Origin of the sequence: Variovorax sp. HW608 (assembly GCF_900090195.1) — a bacterium.
Lineage (GTDB): Bacteria > Pseudomonadota > Gammaproteobacteria > Burkholderiales > Burkholderiaceae_C > Variovorax.
On the sequence record NZ_LT607803.1, the window covers coordinates 1470111 to 1487517 of the forward strand.

A 17407-nucleotide genomic window follows, 5' to 3' on the forward strand; every position below is an offset into this window, starting at 1 on the left:
GTTTCACATATTGAACTTGTGAGCGTCGGCGGCCAGCGCATCCGCCGCAGCGAACAACACGCCGCGAATCTCGCCCGCCCGCTCTTCGCCATAGAGATCGCCGGTCCCCATCAGGCAAACCGCTGCGAACGCATCACCCTTGCCGTCGCGCACCGGCGCCGCGAAGGCATGGACACCCGGCACGACATCGCCCAGGTTGACGCCGAAGCCATGCCGGTCGGACCGCTCCCGCATCTTCTGAAGCGCTTCGAGGCGCGCGGTGCCCCGGCGCGCGATCTCCTGCGCGACGTTGTCCAGCAGCACCTCGCGAACCTCTTCGGGCGGAAGCGTCTGAAGAATCGCAACGCCACCCACCGACGTGAAGAGCGGACGGCGGGTGCCCGCATACACCATCATTCCCGTGAGCGGGAGCGTTCCGGCGCGGATCGTGCAAACGTATTCATTGCCGCTTCGCAGCAGCATCACGCCGATGCCGCCCATTTGCCGGGCGAGTCCCTGCACGACGGACTCGACGCAATGCTGGTACTGCACGCGCTCGGGCAGCGCGAAGCCCAGTTCGTACATGAGCGGGCCGGGGACATAGTGCTTGTCCGAAGTGCGCTGTTCGACGAGGCGCTCCTCCACCAGGCACGCGAGCATGCGATGCACCGTGGCCTTGTCCTGCTGGCAAGCCGCGGACAGATCCGACAGGCGCCACCCGAAGCCGGGGCGGGTGGCGATCATTCGCATGAGCTTGATGCCACGCCCCAGGCTCTGGGTTCCTGCGCGGTCAGAGCCGCCGGTGCGCGCCGGGCGTTGCAGCGTTGGGGAATCTTGACTCATGGCGGAATTGTCAGCATTCCCTTCCTGTCCGCCTATGGTGAATCCCCGCCCCCATCGTTCGGAGGGCGGGACGGCCATCTCACCAGGAAAGACACACGCGCGGTGGTGCGGGGAGCTCAGACTTTCGCATGCGAGTACATGGGGCGTCCCGCAACCGGCACCCTCGCAGTGAACACGGTGCCGCTGCGCGATTCGAGCATGTGCAGCGTCCGGCCGTCGGGCCCGCCATAGGCGCAGTTCGTCGTATAGAGGCCGCCGTCGGGTGCATCGATGCGCAAGAGCGGCTCGCCCTTCGGGCTGAAGAGCCATACGGCGCCGAAGCCGACATGGCACACCGCCAGCCCGCCGGCTTCGTCGAGCGCGATGCCGTCCGGACCGCCCCCGCCGCTCATGCGGATGTACGCACCCACCTTGGTCGCCGTGCCGTCATGCATGAGCGGCACGCGCCAGATCGCGTTGTCACGCGTCACGGCGAGGTACACCGCCGTCTCATCGAGATTCATCACGAGTCCGTTCGGACTCGGGATGCCGGCAAGCACCAGGTCGAGCTGGCCCGACGGCCTGAGCCGGAACAGCCGGCCGGTGGGGTCGTGGAGCCCTGTCTGTCCCTGGTCCGTGAAGTAGAGATCGCCGTTGGATGCAAAGAACAGGTCGTTGCATCCCTTGAAGCCTTCCAGGCGCGCGCGCTCCAGATGCGGCTCGAAGCGCCCTGTTCGCGGGTCCAGCACCATGATGCCCCGCCGGTAGTCGGCGATGAAGGCGCGTCCGTCAGGGTGGAACTTGAGTCCGTTGGGCTCGCCGTCGTACTGCACGACGAGCTCGACACCGCCGCGCGGGTCGATGCGGAAGATCCGCCCCCACGGAATGTCGACGATCCAGAGGTTGCCGTCGCGATCGAAAGAGGGCCCTTCAATGAAGACCGGTGCCGGCGCGCCGTGGAGCTGAGTTCGCACCCATTCGCTCTTTCCATGCGCGTGGAACTTCTCGGGGATGCGCGCGAAGACCTCGGCCTTCAGTCTCTCGGGAGGTGCAAACATGGTCATGTCCTGATTTGTGAGGCGATGAACTGAAGGGGTCACTTTCCAGTGATCTGCCCGGGGAGCCAGAGGGCGAGCTCGGGCCAGATCACGAGCAGCAGCAGGAGCAGGAACATCAACAGGTGGAAGGGCACGGTGCCCAGGACCACGTCCGAGAGCTTCCCGCGCGAGATGCTCTGGATCACGAACAGGTTGATGCCGATCGGCGGCGTGATCTGGCCCATCTCGATGAAGAGCACCACGATGATCCCGAACCACACCGGATCGATGCCATAGCTCGCCAGCATCGGGTACAGCAAGGGAACGGTGATGACGACCATCCCGAGGCTCTCGACCACCGCGCCCAGCGCGGTGAAAAGGACCAGCAGCGCGATGAAGAACTCGAGCTTGCTCAGGTTCAGCCCGATGATGAACTTCGTGATCTCCTCGCCCACGCCCGCGAAGCTCATCGCGTAGGCGAATATGAATGCGGCATAGGTGATGAAGAGGATGTTGCTCACCACGAGCGTGGAGCGCTTCAGGCAGCCCACGAAGTCGCGCCACGTCAGCTTCCCGAAGAGCCTGGCGAGGACCACCGCGAAGATGCAGCCCGCCGCGGCGGCCTCCGTCGGCGTCGCGATGCCGGCGTAGATCGCGCCGAGCACGGCCACGATCAGCGCCATGAAAGGGAGGATGTCTCCCACGGCGCGCATCGCCATATGAAGCGTGAGCTCGCCGCGATCAGGCGGGGCGATCTCCGGGCGCATGAGCGCTGCGATCGCAATATAGACCATGAACATGAGCGTGAGCAGGAGTCCCGGCGCGACCCCGGCGATGAAGAGCTTGACCACCGAGGTTTCCGTGAAGGTGGCGTAGACGATCATCGCGATCGAGGGCGGCAGCAGCACGCCGAGCGTGCCGCCCGCCGCGAGCGTCCCACTGGCCATCCGTGGGTCGTAGTTGCGCGAGCGAAGCTGCGGCAACGCCACCTGCCCAATCGATGCCGCCGTGGCGATGCTCGAGCCGCTCATGGCCGCGAACATCGCGCAGCCGGCGATGTTGGTCTGCAGCAGACCGCCCGGCACCCGGCGCACCAGGCACGAGAGCCCGCCATAGACGCGTCGGCCGAGGCCGCTGGTCTGCAGCATCTCGGCCATCAGCACGAAGAGCGGAATCGCGGTCAGCGTGTAGCTGTCCATGCTGCCCCAGCTCGCCAGCCCGAGCCCATGCAGCGCTCCCACTCCGCCCTGCAGGTAGAGGTAGAGCACGCCCGGCAGCAGGATGGCGAAGGGCACGGACATGCCCACCCCGAGCAACCCGATGAACAGGATGAAGATGAAGACGATCTGATAGTCGCCGCCCATGGCGAACTCCTTTGTGTTCGGGTTGTTGAAGCGTCAGGCGCGCGCCGCCGAGGCCGCGCGCAGGCGGCGCCAGTCCCCGGCGAGCGTCCTCAGGAGCGCCCACAGCAGGAGCGCCGTCCCCACGGGCATTGCCAGTCGCGGAATCCACAGCGGCGTCATCAGCGTGGTTGCGGCGACATCGCCGGAATTCCAGGTCAGCCATTCGAAGCGGACCATCTCGACCAGCAGGACCGTCGTCACCACAGCCGCGGCGAAGTTGAAGACCAGGCGCAAACGCGCCTGTGCCACACGGCCGACGCGCTGGTCGAGGAAATGCACACGATGGAAAGCGTGCAGCAGGAGTCCCGAGGCGGGCGACAGGAAGGTGATCGCGATCAGCGCATAGCCGCCGATCTCGTTGCTCACCTGGATCGACCAGCCGAAGGCCGAGCGCACCAGCATCTCGATGCCCATCATGGCGATCAGCGCGACGACGATCGCCTGCACGCACCAGCGCGCGAGGCGTGCGGGCAGGTCTTCGTGCGGACAGAACTCGTCGGCATCGGGGCTGTGCAGCTCCAGCACCTCGGCCAGCACCTCGGTCTTCACGGCAGGGTTGAATTTCGCATCCAATCGAACTCTCCCCGCTCGATCAGCGGCCGGTGGCGGCGCGGACCTTCTTCAGCGCTTCGTCCGCCTCCGGCTTCTTGCTGCCCCACTCCTTCCAATACGGGGTGATTCGCTTCTCGGCTTCCGAGAGGTCCGCGGCCGACGGTTCGGTGATGACCATGCCGTCCGCCGCGAGCTTGCGGGTCAGCTCCTGGTCCTCCGCGGCCATGGCGGCGGTCGTCTGCCGCGTGTGCTCGTCGACGATGGCCTGCACCTTGGCGCGCGTGTCTTGCGGCAGCTTCTCCCAAGCGCCTTTGTTCACGAGGATGAGCGAGTCGACGTAGCTCACGTTAAGTCGCCAGCTGTACTTGAGCAGGTCGCGCCAGACGTAGCCGTAGCCGGAGGTCGCGGTCAGCACGCCATCGATGACGCCGCGATCGATCGCCGCAGCGACTTCCGACGTCCCGAGCGTGACGGGAATCCCGCCGAGCAGCTTGATGAACTCGGCCTGCTCCGGCGAGACGACGCGGATCTTCTGCCCCGCCACGTCCGCCAGCGAAGTGAGCTTCTTCTTGGACCACATCACGTTCTCGGGAAAGATGTAGCGCCCCAGCAGCACCACGTTGCGCTTGTCGTACTCGGCGCGCAGGAAAGGCGCCTCGACATCCCACGCCTTGTCGAATTCGGCGCGGCTGCGCAGCAACATCGGCAGGCGCACGACGCCGCCGATCGGCACGCTGCCCACGAAGAACGCGTCATCGCCCATCTGGACCACGTTGTCGCTTACTGCCTGCGTGATGTTGGTTGCGGAAATGGGCAGCGTCCCGCCGAGGTTGAGGCGCACGCTGAGCTGGCCGTCGGTCTCCTTCTTGATCGCCTCGAGCATGGCGTTGAGGCCCTTGACCGCCGTCACCGTCGCGACGGCGTTGTAGGTATACGCGCGCCAAGTCTCCGCCGCAACCGCAGACACCGAGATGAATGCGGCGGCTGCGATCAGCGTCGATGCGCGGGAGTACGCCTTCAGGCGCTTGAGAATTTGCATGACTGTCTCCGTGTTGTTCCGCGCCCCGGAGCGATGGCTCCGAGGTCGGGTCAACGTTAGTCGTGCCACTTCGCTCGCGAAAGATGCGTAACGGGCGCAGTTCCACATGTTGAACTTTCGCCCGGAGCCGCTTTGCGACATGCGGCCCGTCAGTCGACGATCTCGGCGAGCAGTGCGGGGCTCGGCGACAGCTCGCCCTTTTCGATGCGCTTGATCACCTCATTGACCCGGCGGTGGATCCGGACGTCGACACCGACCTCCTCGCCTCGCCGCGCCACCAATCCGTTGATGTATTCGGTCTCGGTGCGCCGCCCCTTGAGGATGTCCTGCCCCATCGACGGACGTTGGGCGTCGCTGCGCGAATTCGCGACCTCCATGATCATGCGCGTGATGGTCTCGTGCGCAGCAGCATCCTCATCCGCGCGCGCCAGCAGCTCCAGGTCCAGACCGCCCACCGGCTCCAGCGCAAGACCGAGCGCGCGCCCGACGCGTATGCAGGAGCTCCCCAGCCGGACCGTCAGTTCGCGCGACACCTCGTTGGTATCGCGCTGCTTGCCGGTCATTCCCGTCAGTGCGCAGACGCCGTTTCGCATCGCATTGATCGTGAGTTTCGACCAGCGCTCGCCCCATAGATTGGACGTCACCTTGCAAGTGTCGCCATGTGCAAGCAGTCCGGAGATCAAACGTGCGCGCGGCGTGTCCTGGCCGTGCAGCTCTCCCACGCGCAGTCCGGCCTTCTTCTCGTCACCCAACGGCGAGTTGCGGACGATCAGGCCGGGCTCGACGAGTTCGGCAGCCAAGGCACTGACCGAACAGCCAAGCGTGCGGGACCATCCGGCGATCGACGCGATGGTTTCCTCGTTGATGCCGTTCTGCAACGACACCACGCACCCTGTCGGCGAGAGATACGGCAGGACGAGCTGCGTCGCCCATTCGGTGTCATAGGACTTGACCGCGATGAACGCAACATCGAAGGGCTTTTCGCGCACCAGTTGCGGGACATCGCTCACATGCAGCGCCCGGACAGGGGTCTCAATGGACCCGGCGCCGTTCATCCCTCGAACCGTCAGTCCCTTCCTGCGCATGGCATCGACGTGTTCCGGCCATGCATCCACCAACGTCACGTCGACATCCGCCTTCGACATGTGCGCGCCCAGATAGCCGCCGACGGCGCCTGCGCCTACGAAACACACTCTCGTCATTTGCTACTCCTTCTTGGTTCGGTGGGTCCCGCCGTCATGACGCCCGGGCGAGATCAGAGGTTGAGTTTTCGGGCTTCGGAAGCGATCACGTCGGCCGTTTCATGCAGTTCGTCTCGTAACGCGGGAACACTATCCCGGTCGTAGATCTCAGGCGTACCGAGCAGGCCGATCGAGGCAAAGGCGTCACCGTTCCGATCGAGTACCGGCACACCGAACGCGTGGACGCCAGGCACCACATCGCCGAGATTGACGCCGAATCCGTGTCGGTCGGATCGCTCGCGCATCTTCCGCAGCGCCGCGAGCCGCCCCTTCCCACAACGCGCGATCTCCTGCGCCACGTTGTCGAGCAACACTTCCTTCGCTTCGTCCGGCGGCAGGGTCTGCAGGATCGCCACGCCCCCGGCCGCGGTAAAGAGCGGACGCCGCGTGCCCGGGTACAGCACCGATCCGGAGAGCGGGAGCGTTCCCGCGCGCACGCTGCACACATACTCATTGCCGCTGCGCAAAAGCAACACACCCACGCCGCCCATGCGGCCGGCGAACGCATGGACCAGGGTTTCCGCACGGCGCTGGAACTTCATGTGATCCGGCAACGCCAGTCCCAGTTCGAACATCAGCGGCCCAGGCAGATAGTGACGATCGCTCGCGCGTTGTTCGACCAACCGCTCTTCCACCAGGAACGCCAGCATGCGATGCACCGTTCCCCGGTCAAGATCGGAGGCCGCCGCAAGATCCGACAGCCTCCATCCGAACTGCGGCCGGGCCGCGACCATGCGCATCAGCTTGATGAGCCGCCCCAGGCTCCGCGTGCCGGGACGCTCACCGCTGGCGTCCGGCGGCTGTTCGAGAAGTTCGACGATGTCCATGGGCGCGGGCCTCCGTTTCCTCTTCGGGGGATCAGACGCGGTGCGCGTGCGTAGGATCGCGCTACGCATCGAATCCGTAGAGCCGGGCCGGGTTGTCGACGAGGATCATCCGAAGCGTCGCCGCGTCGCCGACCCAGCCCGTGAAGTTGCGAAGCACGCTTTGCGTGTCGACGTCGAACGGCGGGCAAACCTCCTCGGGCGTCGCCCTCACGCCCGGTTGCGGATGCGGCCAGTCGCTGCCCCAGAGCAGCCGCTGCGGATTGCGCTCGACGAAGAGCCGGGTCAGCGCATCCAGGTCCGTGTATCCCGGCGCGTCCGAGCAGCGATACGGCGCGGACAGCTTCACGTACGCCTTGCCGCATTCCACCAGTGCAAGGACTTCAGGGAGCCCTTGCTGTTGGGCACCGAGCCGCGCATGCGCGCCCGCGTAGTGATCGAACACGAGCGGGACGGACAAGGCCCCGAGTAAGGGACTGCAGGCGCCGAGCAACGGCAGGCTCGCGAAGAGCTGAATGTGCCATCCGAGCGGCCCCACTCGTTCGACGACGCTGCGCAGCCAGGCCGAGGCGCGATCGGGATCGCGTTCTCCGTCGACTTCCAGATTGACCCGCACGCCGCGGACGCCGGCGTCCGACAGCTCGCGCAGCGTCGCGTCGGAGGTGGCATCGTCGATCACCGCCACGCCTCTTGCGCGCTCAAGCCCGAGCACGCGCAACGCCTTCAAGGTCGCCGAGTTGTCCGGTCCGTAGACACTCGGCTGGACGATGACCACGCGCTCGACGCCCAGCGCGTCATGAAAGGCGACTAGCGCCTCGATCGAGGCCGGCGGCGGCGTGTAGCGCCGTGGCGTCCAGTACGGGAACTCGCGCTCGTCCAGGAACACATGCGTATGGCAATCGCACGCTCCGCGCGGCAGGGACTGTTCAGGGCTCGTGTTCATCCTGTGGTGTTGCTCTCGCTGCAATGTCGGCAGGGCGACGATAGCCGCAGGTGCTTTCCACGCGACACCGGGCGATTCGAGAAGTTTCATCAGTTGAAACTCCATGTCGTTGCCAGGTTCGCAACAACCATCGCCGCCGACATCATCGAGCGATGCAATCAACACACGAGACGGAACCGGGACCCTTTCCCGCAGCACTGGGTGCGGCGCTTCGATCGATCCTCGGCGACCGCGGCTACCTGACCGATCCGGCCGACTGCGCGGCTTACTGCCAGGACTGGCGCGGCCTCTACCGGGGCCGAAGCGCGGCGATCCTGAGACCCGCAAACACTGCGGAGGTCAGCGCGAGCGTCGGTGCATGCCATGAACACGGCATTGCCATCGTCCCGCAGGGCGGGAACACCCGAATGCTGGGCGGCGCGACGCCCTCCGAGGTCTGAGGGCAACTCGTGCTTTCGCTGGCCCGACTCAACAAGGTCCGCGAGGTCGACCCGCTGGATATGGTCATGGAAGTCGAAGCGGGGGTGCAGTTAGGAGCGCCGCGCGGAGGAGGATGTGACGACGCCGCCACACCCCTTACTGCCCCACAAGGGTGAGGACATCGCTGATCTGAGCACGCTCAGTTCGGAACGCATTCGCACGGTGCGATGGATCGGCATATCCGAAGGAGATTCCGCAGACGACCTGCCGATCAGAAGGAATTGGCAAAGCCTCACGCAAGACCTGAGCCTTGGAGGCGAGTGCCGCCTGCGCTATCGCTGCAACTCCAAGGCTCGCCGCAGCCAACATAAAATTGTTGACGTACGCGCCGCAATCGAGCACCCCATATGTACCCAGACGCGGCTCCGTCGTAATCACCGCGACGTGCGGCGCTCCAAACAGCCTGAAGTTCTCTGCCGCTTGTCGGGCTGACGCCTCCCGATCCCCAGGCGTGACGCCAACGCTTTCGTACAGTTGCCAGCCGCAGATACGCCGGCGATCGCGATAGACGCCAACATATTCTTTCGGAGGTGCGATTTCCCATTCATCGTCTGCGAGCAGCGGAGCTGTCTGCAGGGCCGCTCGTAGGCGGTCTGTCGCCGCAGGGGCCGTGACGATGACCTGCCATGGCTGCGAATTGCACCAGGACGGCGTGCGCTGAGCGATTGCAACGATCGCTTCGATTGTCTCGGATGGAACCTCCCTTGCGAGGTACCCTCGACAGCTGAATCGCATGTCGAGAATGGTGCGTAGACTGTCGGAAAGAGTTGTGTTCGTCATATTCACTATCGCCCTGGCGCGTACCTGAGCTTGGCCGAGTCCAAAATCCTACGCAGCATGTTATGGACACACGCAAGGCGCTCCCATCGTCCTAACTGACGATTTCCACTCCAACCTCAGCATGCTTTGAAGGCCGGTGCGCGCAAAGGCCTATCTAGCCCGACCGAAATGGACGGACTCGGCGGTTCTCAAAGCCAGCGCGCGGCGCCTCAGAGAGCCATCGATGGGCGCTGCGCCATCGCCAGGCGCCAGCGCTGCAGGTGCGGATGGGTCTCTCCGAGGCGCACCTTCACCACCCGTGCGAAGTCGACCACGACGACCGCGGTGATGTCGGCAATGCTGAAGCAGTCGACCGCGATGAATTCATGCTCGGCCAGACGAGCGTCTAGCGTGTCGAAGAAGCGCTGGATGCGCGCGAGGCCGCGTTCGGCCAGCTCGGGAATCTGCGGGTAGTCCACCGGGCCGGGCAATGCGCGGTTGACCAGGGCCGGGGAGCTATTGCGCAGCGTTTCGGCGATCGCCAGCAGGCCCTCGAACTCGACGCGCCAGTTCCAGCTCGCGATCTCGGCTTTTTGCTCGGGCGTGCTTCCCATCAAAGGTGGCTCGGGGTAGCGTGCCTCCAGGTAGGCCGCGATGGCCGCGTTGTCGGTCAATCGCAAGCCCTCCTGCGTCTGGAGGACGGGCACGGTGCACTGCGGGTTAACTTGGCGGAATGCCTCGCCGAGCTGCTCGCCAGCGCGCAGGTCCACCTCCACCGTTTCATGCGCGATGCCCTTCTCGGCAAGGAGGATCCGCGCGCGGCGGGGGCTCGGAGCCGTGGCGCAGTCGTAGAGGGTGATCACCGCTTGTCCTCCGTTCGTGTCTGGAAGTCCGCCGCATCATGGCGTTCGTGCAACTGGCTGGCGGGCTGGCCCCAGGTGCGATTGACCATGCGGCCGCGCTGCGCGGCCGGCCGCGCGGCAATCTCGTTCGTCCAGCGCAGGACATGGGTGTATTCCTGCACCTGCAGGAACTCGCCCGCTTCGTAGAGCTGGCCCTTGGCGAGTGCGCCGTACCAGGGCCAGACCGCCATGTCGGCGATAGAGTAGTCGTCCCCTGCCAGGTAGGCGCTCTCCGCGAGGCGCTGGTCCAGCACGTCGAGCTGACGCTTGACCTCCATCGCATAGCGGTCGATGGCGTACTCGATCTTCTCCGGCGCGTAGGCATAGAAGTGCCCGAACCCGCCACCCAGGAAGGGCGCGCTGCCCATCTGCCAGAAGAGCCACGAGAGGCATTCGGCGCGCTGTGCCGCGTCCGCCGGCAGGAAGGCGTCACCGAACTTCTGGGCGAGGTACAAGAGGATCGCGCCGGACTCGAACACCCGTACAGGCTGCGGCCCGCTGCGATCCATCAGCGCCGGGATCTTGGAGTTCGGATTGACTGCGACGAACCCGCTGCCGAACTGCTCGCCCTCGTTGATGCGAATCAGCCAGGCGTCGTACTCCGCGCCGCGATGACCGAGTTCGAGCAGTTCCTCGAGCATCACCGTGACCTTCACTCCGTTGGGCGTCGCCAGCGAATAGAGCTGCAGCGGGTGGCGGCCCACCGGCAGATCACGATCGTGGGTCGGGCCGGCGATCGGACGGTTGATGTTCGCGAAACGGCCGCCGCTGGCCTTGTTCCAGGACCAGACCCTGGGTGGCGTGTAGGACGTGGCATCGTTCATTTGGCGATCTCCTAGCTTCGGAAGGGTCCGCACGTCTCACGTGCTTCCACCCAACAGTAGCAGGTCCGCCGGGCCCATTCCGAAGAGGACTTGGACACGGCGGTTCATGTCCACTCACCGACCCTTGAAGACTGGTCTTCGTCCTTCGACGAAGGCAGTCACGCCTTCCTTTGCATCATCGGAAGCCAGCACGCTCCTCATCTCTTCGCCTTCCACATCCATGGCCGCTTGATTCGGAAGACCATGGGCCGCCGCAAGGCAGCGCAGGATGCTCCGATACGCTACGACGCTGAAGCCTGCCACTTCAGCGCCCAGTGCCAGCGCATGCTCAAGCATTGCCGAGCGGCTTTCCTTCACGAAGCTGACGAGTCCCCACTCGAGCGCCTCGCTTGCCCTCAAGGTTCGACCTGTGAGCATCAGCTCCGCTGCCCGCGACCGGCCAATCACCGCGGGGAGAAACTGGGTGCCGCCGTATGCGGGCATCACCCCAAGCCGAACCTCCGGCATCGCGAACGTGGCATCGCTGACGGCGGTTCGAACTGTGCAGGCGAGAGCGAGCTCCAGGCCTCCTCCATAGGCGACACCGTTGACGGCAGCCAGCGTGAAGAGTTGCGACTGTGAGAGCCGGAGCAGCAGATTGCGAACGCGATCGTTCTTAGCAGCCTGCTGGTCCCAGGTCGCGAGGGCGTTATCCTTCAGATCGCTACCCGCACTGAACGCACGCTTCCCCTCCGCAGAGATGAGGAGAAAGCGCGAATTCTGCCGCTCCAGTTGATCGAGACAGCCCTCCAGCCCGTCCCAAACCACTCGGTTGAGGGCATTCAACCTGTCGGGGCGAGTAATCGTAAAGACTGCTCCACCCTCGATTCGCTCGATGCTGAAATCCAAGCTATGCCCCCTGCATCAGCCGCACGCCTTCTACTTCGCGCTTCCGAACACGCCGCCGGTCGGCTCGTAGCGCGTTCCGTTGAACTGAATCAATTGCAGCTTCTTGATCGGATACGCATCCGTCGGGGAAGTCTTGACGTCGATACCCGGTTGCAGCATGGGCAACGTCATGTTCAGGTTCAACGCTTGCTTCATCACGTTCTCGCGCGTCAGGTTGTCACCTGCCTGCTTCAGGGTCTGAACCAGGGTCTGAGCGGCCGAGTAGCCCAGCACATTCAAGGTGTCGGACACGTCACCGGCCGGGTAGTACTGCTTCATGAAAGCTGCATAGTCCTGATATTCCTTGGTCGCTTGGGTGGCCGGATCGGTCGGATCACGCAGGTAGGTCGCGCTGATCACCCCCTTGGATGCATCGAACCCTGCTGGCTTCAACACCGACCCCACCGAACTCGCCGAACTCACCACGTACCTGGTGGGTTGCCAACCGATTTCCGCTGCCTTCTTGATCGCCATGGCGGAGAACTTGGGCGTGGTCAAGAGGATCAGGGTATCGGCACCGGAGCCCTTCATCGATACGATCTGGCTATCCACGGTCGGATCCGTCGTCTCATAGGTTTGGTTTGAGACGATCATGCCCTTGGCATTCGCGCCCAGACCGTCCATCACACCCTGGAGGTAGTCCTTCCCGAAGTCGTCGTTCTGCATCAGGATTGCCACCTTCGCATTGGCATGCGTTTGCAGGATATGCTGCGCGTAGGCTACGGCCTCGGCGTGGTTCGTGGGTTGCCACCCGATCGTCCACGGGTTTTGCTTGATATCGCCGAACCGCGTGGCTCCCGAACCTACAAAGAGCTGAGGCACCTTCTTGGCCGCCATGTACTTCTGGATGGCCAAATTGTGAGCGGTTCCGATTGGCAGGAAGATCGCGAACACCTCGTCCTGTTCGACCAGCTTGCGCGCCTGCTCGACAGTCTTTGAGGGCGTGTAGGCATCGTCGACGGAGATGAACTGGATCTTGCGGCCGTTTACACCGCCTTCTGCGTTGACCTTCGCGATGTAAGCGGCCGCGGACTTTCCGATCGTGCTGTAGGCAGAGACAGGACCAGAGTACGGGAGGATATTGCCGATCTTGATCTCCGTATCCGAGGCGCCCGTGTCATAGCGCTTTTGGGCGTGCGCGACGCTGCCGAGAGACGCGACCAAGGCGAGGCCGACGAGCTGGAAAGCGATCCTTCTACGGGTGTGGGAACTGGTCATGAGGTCTCCAAATACCGGATTGCCGGCGAGTTTTCGTGAATGAAAGCCGTGAGGCCAAGCAGGCTTGCCGGTTTCAGATTGGGCCCAAGCGCGCTTGGCGTGCTCCACGTGGGGGCATGTTATGCAAGCCGGGCAGCCATCCAATCGGCAGAAGTGACGATTTCGCGATCGGCGCAAACTTTCGTCGCTTCCGCCGATGGACCAGATGGCCTGTTGTGCGGAGACTGCCTGCATGTCAATTCAGTTCCGACGCTCGTGGAGCGACCCCGACCTCGAGCAATACCGCAGCACCGTCGTTCGCTTCATCGAAGAGCAGGTGGCACCCGAAGATGAAGAGGCCCGCAAGCGGGGCCACGTGGGCCATACGCTATGGCGCCAAGCAGGCGATCTCGGCCTCTTGTGCGCAGACATTCCGGAGGAGTACGGCGGCGCCGGCGGTGACTTCCGGCACGAAGCGGTGTTCTACGAGGAAATGGCGCGGCGCAGCCTGACCGGCATGAACAACTCCGTGCACAACATCGTGGCGCACTACGTCTTGAACCACGGAACCGAAGATCAAAAGCGCAAATTCCTGCCCCGACTTATAAGCGGTGAGCTGGTAGGCGCAATTGCAATGACCGAACCCGGTACGGGTTCGGATCTGAAGGGGATCAGAACGAAGGCCGAGCGCCGCCGGGACGGTTGGTCGCTCCAGGGAGCCAAGACGTTCATTTCCAATGGCTATTTGGCTGGACTGGTTTTGGTCGTCGCAGCGACGACCGGCGGCGATGGCACGCGTGGCAAGTCGATCTTCCTCGTAGAGACCCTCGACTGTCCTGGATTTCGTGTGGGCCGCCTGCTCGATAAGGTGGGCCTGAAAGCTCAAGATACCGCCGAACTCTTCTTCGACGATGTACAGGTCGGTGACGATCAACTGCTCGGAGGACGGCCGGGGCAAGGCATGCGGCAGCTGATGTCGGACCTCCCATACGAACGTCTGATCATCGGAGTCATGGCTTTGGCGGCGATGGAAGGTGCCTACGAGGAGACGCTGGCCTACGTACGCGAACGCCGTGCCTTTGGCGAGCCCATTGCCAATCTCCAGAACACGCGCTTCAAGCTCGCTGAGATCGCGACAGAAATTCAGGTTGGCCGGGCGTTCGTCGATCGATGCGTCGAAGACCTGGTGGCTGGCCGTCTCGACACGGCGACGGCCTCGATGGCGAAGTTGTGGGGATCGGAGACGCAGGGGCGTGTCGTGGATGCATGCGTCCAGATGTTCGGTGGCTATGGCTACATGAATGAGTACCTCATCGCTCGCATGTACACGGATGCTCGCGTTCAGCGCATCTACGGCGGCACCAGCGAGATCATGAAGGAGGTGATCTCGCGCGCACTTTGACGGGCAGGGCCCAGAGTCCCCACCGCCGTGCGGCAGATAGCGCGCGATCACAGTGGCGAAGCCGGTGCAGCCCAGAAGCCAAGCAGTCAACCCCGCGCATTTCGCGCCTACTACCGAGTGAAATGATGAGATACCCTGAGAAACCCGAAGAAGGTCCTGTTCTGTGCTGGCGGGACGGTGCAGTCGCCCATCTTCGCTTCAATCGGCCACAAGCGCTGAACGCCATTGACGTTGCCATGGCAAGCGCTTTCTTGAGTGCTTGCGAGCAAATCGCCATCGATCCCAAGGTGCAGGTGGTCTGGATCTCAGGCGAAGGTCGCGCCTTCATGGCCGGCGGTGACATTGCCGCGATGGGATCGAATCCCGCAGGTGTTGCCGAGCAGTTGATCGCCGGAATGCACGGAGGTCTTCGCCTTCTCGCCGAACTGAATGCTCCGGTCGTCGCCAGCGTGCAAGGCGCGGTCGCTGGCGGGGGCCTAGGACTCCTGCTCGGCGGCGCCGACCTGATCGTCGCTGCGGAGGGCACGCGCTTCGGTGTGGCCTACCCGTTGATTGGTGCGAGCTGCGACTGTTCGACGTCCTGGTCTCTACCTCGGATTGTCGGCCTGCACCGGGCGCTCGAACTCGCATTGCTGGCCGACAACATCGACGCCACTGAAGCACTGCGACTAGGCCTCTGCAACCGAGTAGTGGCTCCCGTCGACCTGGAGTCGGAGACTCGTCGCATCGTGGATCGGCTCGCGGCAGGCCCAACCCTCGCGTATGGCCGGCTTCGCCGCCTGATTCGGGAATCCCACAACGCCAGCTTCCGAGAACAGCTCGAGGCCGAAGCAACGTGCTTCCAGCAATGCGCCTCCACGCAAGACTTTTCCGAGGGCACGGCGGCGTTTCTCGAAAGGCGCCGTCCATCATTCCAAGGTCGTTGACATGAAAACTCGAATCACTGAGATGCTCGGCATCCGCTACCCGATCGTGCAAGGGGGCATGCAATGGGTTGGCACTGCGGAAATGGCCTCCGCAGTTTCGAATGCGGGAGGCCTTGGCATCCTCACCGCGCTGACGCAGCCCACGCCCGATGCGCTCGCGAAGGAGATCGATCGCTGCCGCGAGATGACAGACAGCCCTTTCGGGGTGAACCTCACCATCTTGCCCACGGTCAAGCCGCCTCCGTATGCCGAGTACATCGAGGCGCTGATCGACCGAGGTGTTCGAATCGTCGAGACGGCAGGCAACAGCCCGAAAGACTTCATCGCAAAGATGAAGTCTTCGGGCGTTCGGCTCATCCACAAGTGCACCAGCGTGCGGCACGCGCTATCCGCTGAGCGCAACGGAGTCGACGTGGTGAGCATCGATGGTTTCGAGTGCGCTGGCCACCCAGGCGAAGATGACGTGGGCGGGCTGGTCTTGATCCCCTTGGCAGCGCAGGCGTTGAGGATTCCTGTGATCGCTTCCGGCGGTATCGCGGACGGGCGCGGCATGGCTGCCGCGCTGGCTCTCGGCGCCGAAGGCGTGAACATGGGAACCCGCTTCTGCGCCACCGTCGAGGCACCGATTCACCCCGAAATCAAGAACGCCCTCGTTCGCGCCAGCGAGCGCGAGACGAATCTGATATTTCGAACACTGCACAACACCGGCCGGGTTCTTCGGAATGAGGTCTCGGATGAAGTCGTCGCAACGGAACGCAGACCTGGTGGTTGCGAGTTCAAAGATATTCAGCCCTTGGTCTCGGGACAGCGGGGCCGAGCCGCGCTGCAATCCGGGGAGGTGAATTCCGGTTTGGTCTGGGCAGGCCAGACGGTGGGCATGGTGCAAGACGTCCCCACCTGCGCAGAACTTCTGGAGCGAATGGTGGCCGACTGTCGCGCCGCCATCGCTCGTGCTTCAAACTTGGCAACTGGGGTTCGGTAATGCTGGCACTGCGTATCCACGGTTTCGATGGTCTTCATCAATGGGCGCTGGAGAATGCGCCGGATCCTTCACCCGCCGACGGTGAGGTCCAGGTGCGCATCTTGGCGAATGCGATCTCCTACGTGGACCTTCTGTTCGCCCGCGGTGGCTACCAGGTCAAGCCTGCCCTGCCAGTTGTGCCTGGCACGGAGTTCAGCGGTGTGATCACGGCGCTGGGCAAAGGAGTGGACAGCGTCAAGGTCGGGCAACGCGTTACAGGCATGACGGTGGGTGGTGCCTGGGCTGAACTCACCTGCGTGCCCGCCACGACCATTGAGGCGCTACCGGAACACGTCGACGCCCGCGCGGCATCGGCACTTGCCGTGACCTATGCGACGGCCCTGTATGCCCTCAAGAAGCGCGGGGCCTTGCGGGCGGGAGAGACCGTCTTGGTACTAGGCGCCGCAGGTGGAGTCGGCCTGGCCTCAATACAGGTTGCAAAGGCGATGGGAGCCACGGTCATCGCCGGTGTTGCAGGTGCGGGAAAGATGAGGCTAGCCAAGGAGGAAGGCGCCGATCACGCCGTTGATATTGGGCAGCCGGAGTGGCGCTCCGCGGTAAAGGCGGTGGCGCCGGGCGGCATCGACGTCGTCGTCGATCCCATTGGCGACGTTTACACCGAGACGGCGCTTCGAACCTTGCGCTGGGGTGGGCGGCACCTGGTCATCGGGTTTGCAGGCGGCGAGATCCCTGCGATCCGCTCCAATCTTCCGCTGCTAAAGGGAGCTTCACTGGTCGGAGTTGATATTCGCCAGTTTCGCGAACTTGAGCCCGAGCGTGCACGCGCCAATTTGGCAGAAACCGTTGCCATGTTCGCGTCTGGAGGCCTTCGACCGCGCATCGCCAAGGTGTATGCCTCTCAAGACTGGTCCAAGGCAATTGAGCAAGCACAAGATCCGGCGACAGTAGGCCGCGTTGTCCTGGATTGGGATACGAACGGCTAGGCACCGCCGCTTTTCAAGCGGCGGTTCAATCCTGACGCAGCCCGGTTGGGCGAGTTGGTTGAGATCGAAGAATGTTTGCTTCGTGAGCACGAAGTCACAATCGCAAGGGTCCAGAATGCGTTTGGCATTGCCTTCGAGCGCAGATCTAACGCAGCGCACGGACAAACTCGATAGGGGCCAGCCCT

At 63.8% G+C, this 17407-nt stretch carries 18 protein-coding genes; 5 read left to right on the plus strand and 13 right to left on the minus strand.

What is annotated here, in order from left to right; translation table 11 throughout:
- Positions 1–3 precede the first annotated feature (3 nt).
- The 8 genes from VAR608DRAFT_RS06825 to VAR608DRAFT_RS06860 form a co-directional block, all read right to left on the minus strand.
- Positions 4–822 (minus strand): IclR family transcriptional regulator, encoded by an 819-nt coding sequence (locus VAR608DRAFT_RS06825; RefSeq protein WP_088953371.1) that lies wholly within the window; start codon positions 820–822, stop codon positions 4–6.
- 116 nt (positions 823–938) lie between these two features.
- Positions 939–1859, minus strand: a complete 921-nt coding sequence (locus VAR608DRAFT_RS06830) for an SMP-30/gluconolactonase/LRE family protein (RefSeq protein WP_088953372.1) — start codon at positions 1857–1859, stop codon at positions 939–941.
- A 38-nt stretch (positions 1860–1897) separates the two neighbouring features.
- Positions 1898–3202 carry a TRAP transporter large permease gene (locus tag VAR608DRAFT_RS06835; RefSeq protein WP_088953373.1) on the minus strand — a complete coding sequence of 435 codons (1305 nt, stop codon included), beginning with the start codon at positions 3200–3202 and terminating at the stop codon, positions 1898–1900.
- Positions 3203–3235: 33 nt separating this feature from the next.
- A complete protein-coding gene (locus VAR608DRAFT_RS06840) occupies positions 3236–3814 on the minus strand; it encodes a TRAP transporter small permease (protein WP_088953374.1) in 579 nt (192 codons plus the stop codon).
- 19 nt (positions 3815–3833) lie between these two features.
- Complete coding sequence (gene dctP, locus VAR608DRAFT_RS06845) at positions 3834–4832, minus strand: TRAP transporter substrate-binding protein DctP (protein WP_197700485.1); 999 nt, start codon at positions 4830–4832, stop codon at positions 3834–3836.
- Positions 4833–4981: 149 nt separating this feature from the next.
- Complete coding sequence (locus tag VAR608DRAFT_RS06850; protein WP_088953375.1) at positions 4982–6034, minus strand: ketopantoate reductase family protein; 1053 nt, start codon at positions 6032–6034, stop codon at positions 4982–4984.
- A 53-nt stretch (positions 6035–6087) separates the two neighbouring features.
- Entirely contained in the window at positions 6088–6900 is an 813-nt protein-coding gene (locus tag VAR608DRAFT_RS06855; protein ID WP_088953376.1) for an IclR family transcriptional regulator, read from the minus strand.
- A gap of 61 nt (positions 6901–6961) precedes the next feature.
- The gene (locus VAR608DRAFT_RS06860) at positions 6962–7930 is read right to left on the minus strand and encodes an amidohydrolase family protein (RefSeq protein ID WP_157730691.1); all 969 of its coding nucleotides are present in this window, start codon (positions 7928–7930) and stop codon (positions 6962–6964) included.
- A gap of 62 nt (positions 7931–7992) precedes the next feature.
- Here VAR608DRAFT_RS06860 and VAR608DRAFT_RS06865 point away from each other — a divergent pair, with 62 nt between their 5' ends.
- Entirely contained in the window at positions 7993–8280 is a 288-nt protein-coding gene (locus VAR608DRAFT_RS06865) for an FAD-binding oxidoreductase (RefSeq protein WP_088953378.1), read from the plus strand.
- Between the two features lie 136 nt (positions 8281–8416).
- Here the strand turns inward: VAR608DRAFT_RS06865 and VAR608DRAFT_RS06870 are convergent, their stop codons facing one another.
- The 5 genes from VAR608DRAFT_RS06870 to VAR608DRAFT_RS06890 form a co-directional block, all read right to left on the minus strand.
- Positions 8417–9100 carry a nitroreductase gene (locus VAR608DRAFT_RS06870; protein WP_088953379.1) on the minus strand — a complete coding sequence of 228 codons (684 nt, stop codon included), beginning with the start codon at positions 9098–9100 and terminating at the stop codon, positions 8417–8419.
- Between the two features lie 209 nt (positions 9101–9309).
- A complete protein-coding gene (locus VAR608DRAFT_RS06875; protein WP_088953380.1) occupies positions 9310–9942 on the minus strand; it encodes a glutathione S-transferase family protein in 633 nt (210 codons plus the stop codon).
- Positions 9939–10805, minus strand: a complete 867-nt coding sequence (yghU, locus tag VAR608DRAFT_RS06880; protein WP_088953381.1) for a glutathione-dependent disulfide-bond oxidoreductase — start codon at positions 10803–10805, stop codon at positions 9939–9941. Before yghU ends, VAR608DRAFT_RS06875 begins: the two co-directional genes overlap by 4 nt.
- Before the next feature lie 114 nt (positions 10806–10919).
- On the minus strand, positions 10920–11693 hold the full coding sequence (locus VAR608DRAFT_RS06885) for an enoyl-CoA hydratase/isomerase family protein (RefSeq protein WP_088953382.1): 774 nt from the start codon (positions 11691–11693) through the stop codon (positions 10920–10922).
- 30 nt (positions 11694–11723) lie between these two features.
- Complete coding sequence (locus VAR608DRAFT_RS06890) at positions 11724–12950, minus strand: ABC transporter substrate-binding protein (protein WP_088953383.1); 1227 nt, start codon at positions 12948–12950, stop codon at positions 11724–11726.
- 232 nt (positions 12951–13182) lie between these two features.
- Between VAR608DRAFT_RS06890 and VAR608DRAFT_RS06895 the strand changes: the two genes are divergently transcribed.
- The 4 genes from VAR608DRAFT_RS06895 to VAR608DRAFT_RS06910 all read left to right on the plus strand — a co-directional run bounded on the left by VAR608DRAFT_RS06895 (position 13183) and on the right by VAR608DRAFT_RS06910 (position 17222).
- Positions 13183–14331: an acyl-CoA dehydrogenase family protein gene (locus tag VAR608DRAFT_RS06895; RefSeq protein WP_088958656.1), complete on the plus strand. Its 1149-nt coding sequence runs from the start codon at positions 13183–13185 to the stop codon at positions 14329–14331.
- A gap of 125 nt (positions 14332–14456) precedes the next feature.
- Positions 14457–15257 (plus strand): enoyl-CoA hydratase/isomerase family protein, encoded by an 801-nt coding sequence (locus VAR608DRAFT_RS06900; RefSeq protein ID WP_088958657.1) that lies wholly within the window; start codon positions 14457–14459, stop codon positions 15255–15257.
- 1 nt (position 15258) lies between these two features.
- A complete protein-coding gene (locus tag VAR608DRAFT_RS06905; protein WP_088953384.1) occupies positions 15259–16239 on the plus strand; it encodes an NAD(P)H-dependent flavin oxidoreductase in 981 nt (326 codons plus the stop codon).
- On the plus strand, positions 16239–17222 hold the full coding sequence (locus tag VAR608DRAFT_RS06910; RefSeq protein ID WP_088953385.1) for an NADPH:quinone oxidoreductase family protein: 984 nt from the start codon (positions 16239–16241) through the stop codon (positions 17220–17222). Before VAR608DRAFT_RS06905 ends, VAR608DRAFT_RS06910 begins: the two co-directional genes overlap by 1 nt.
- The last annotated feature ends 185 nt before the right edge of the window (positions 17223–17407 follow it).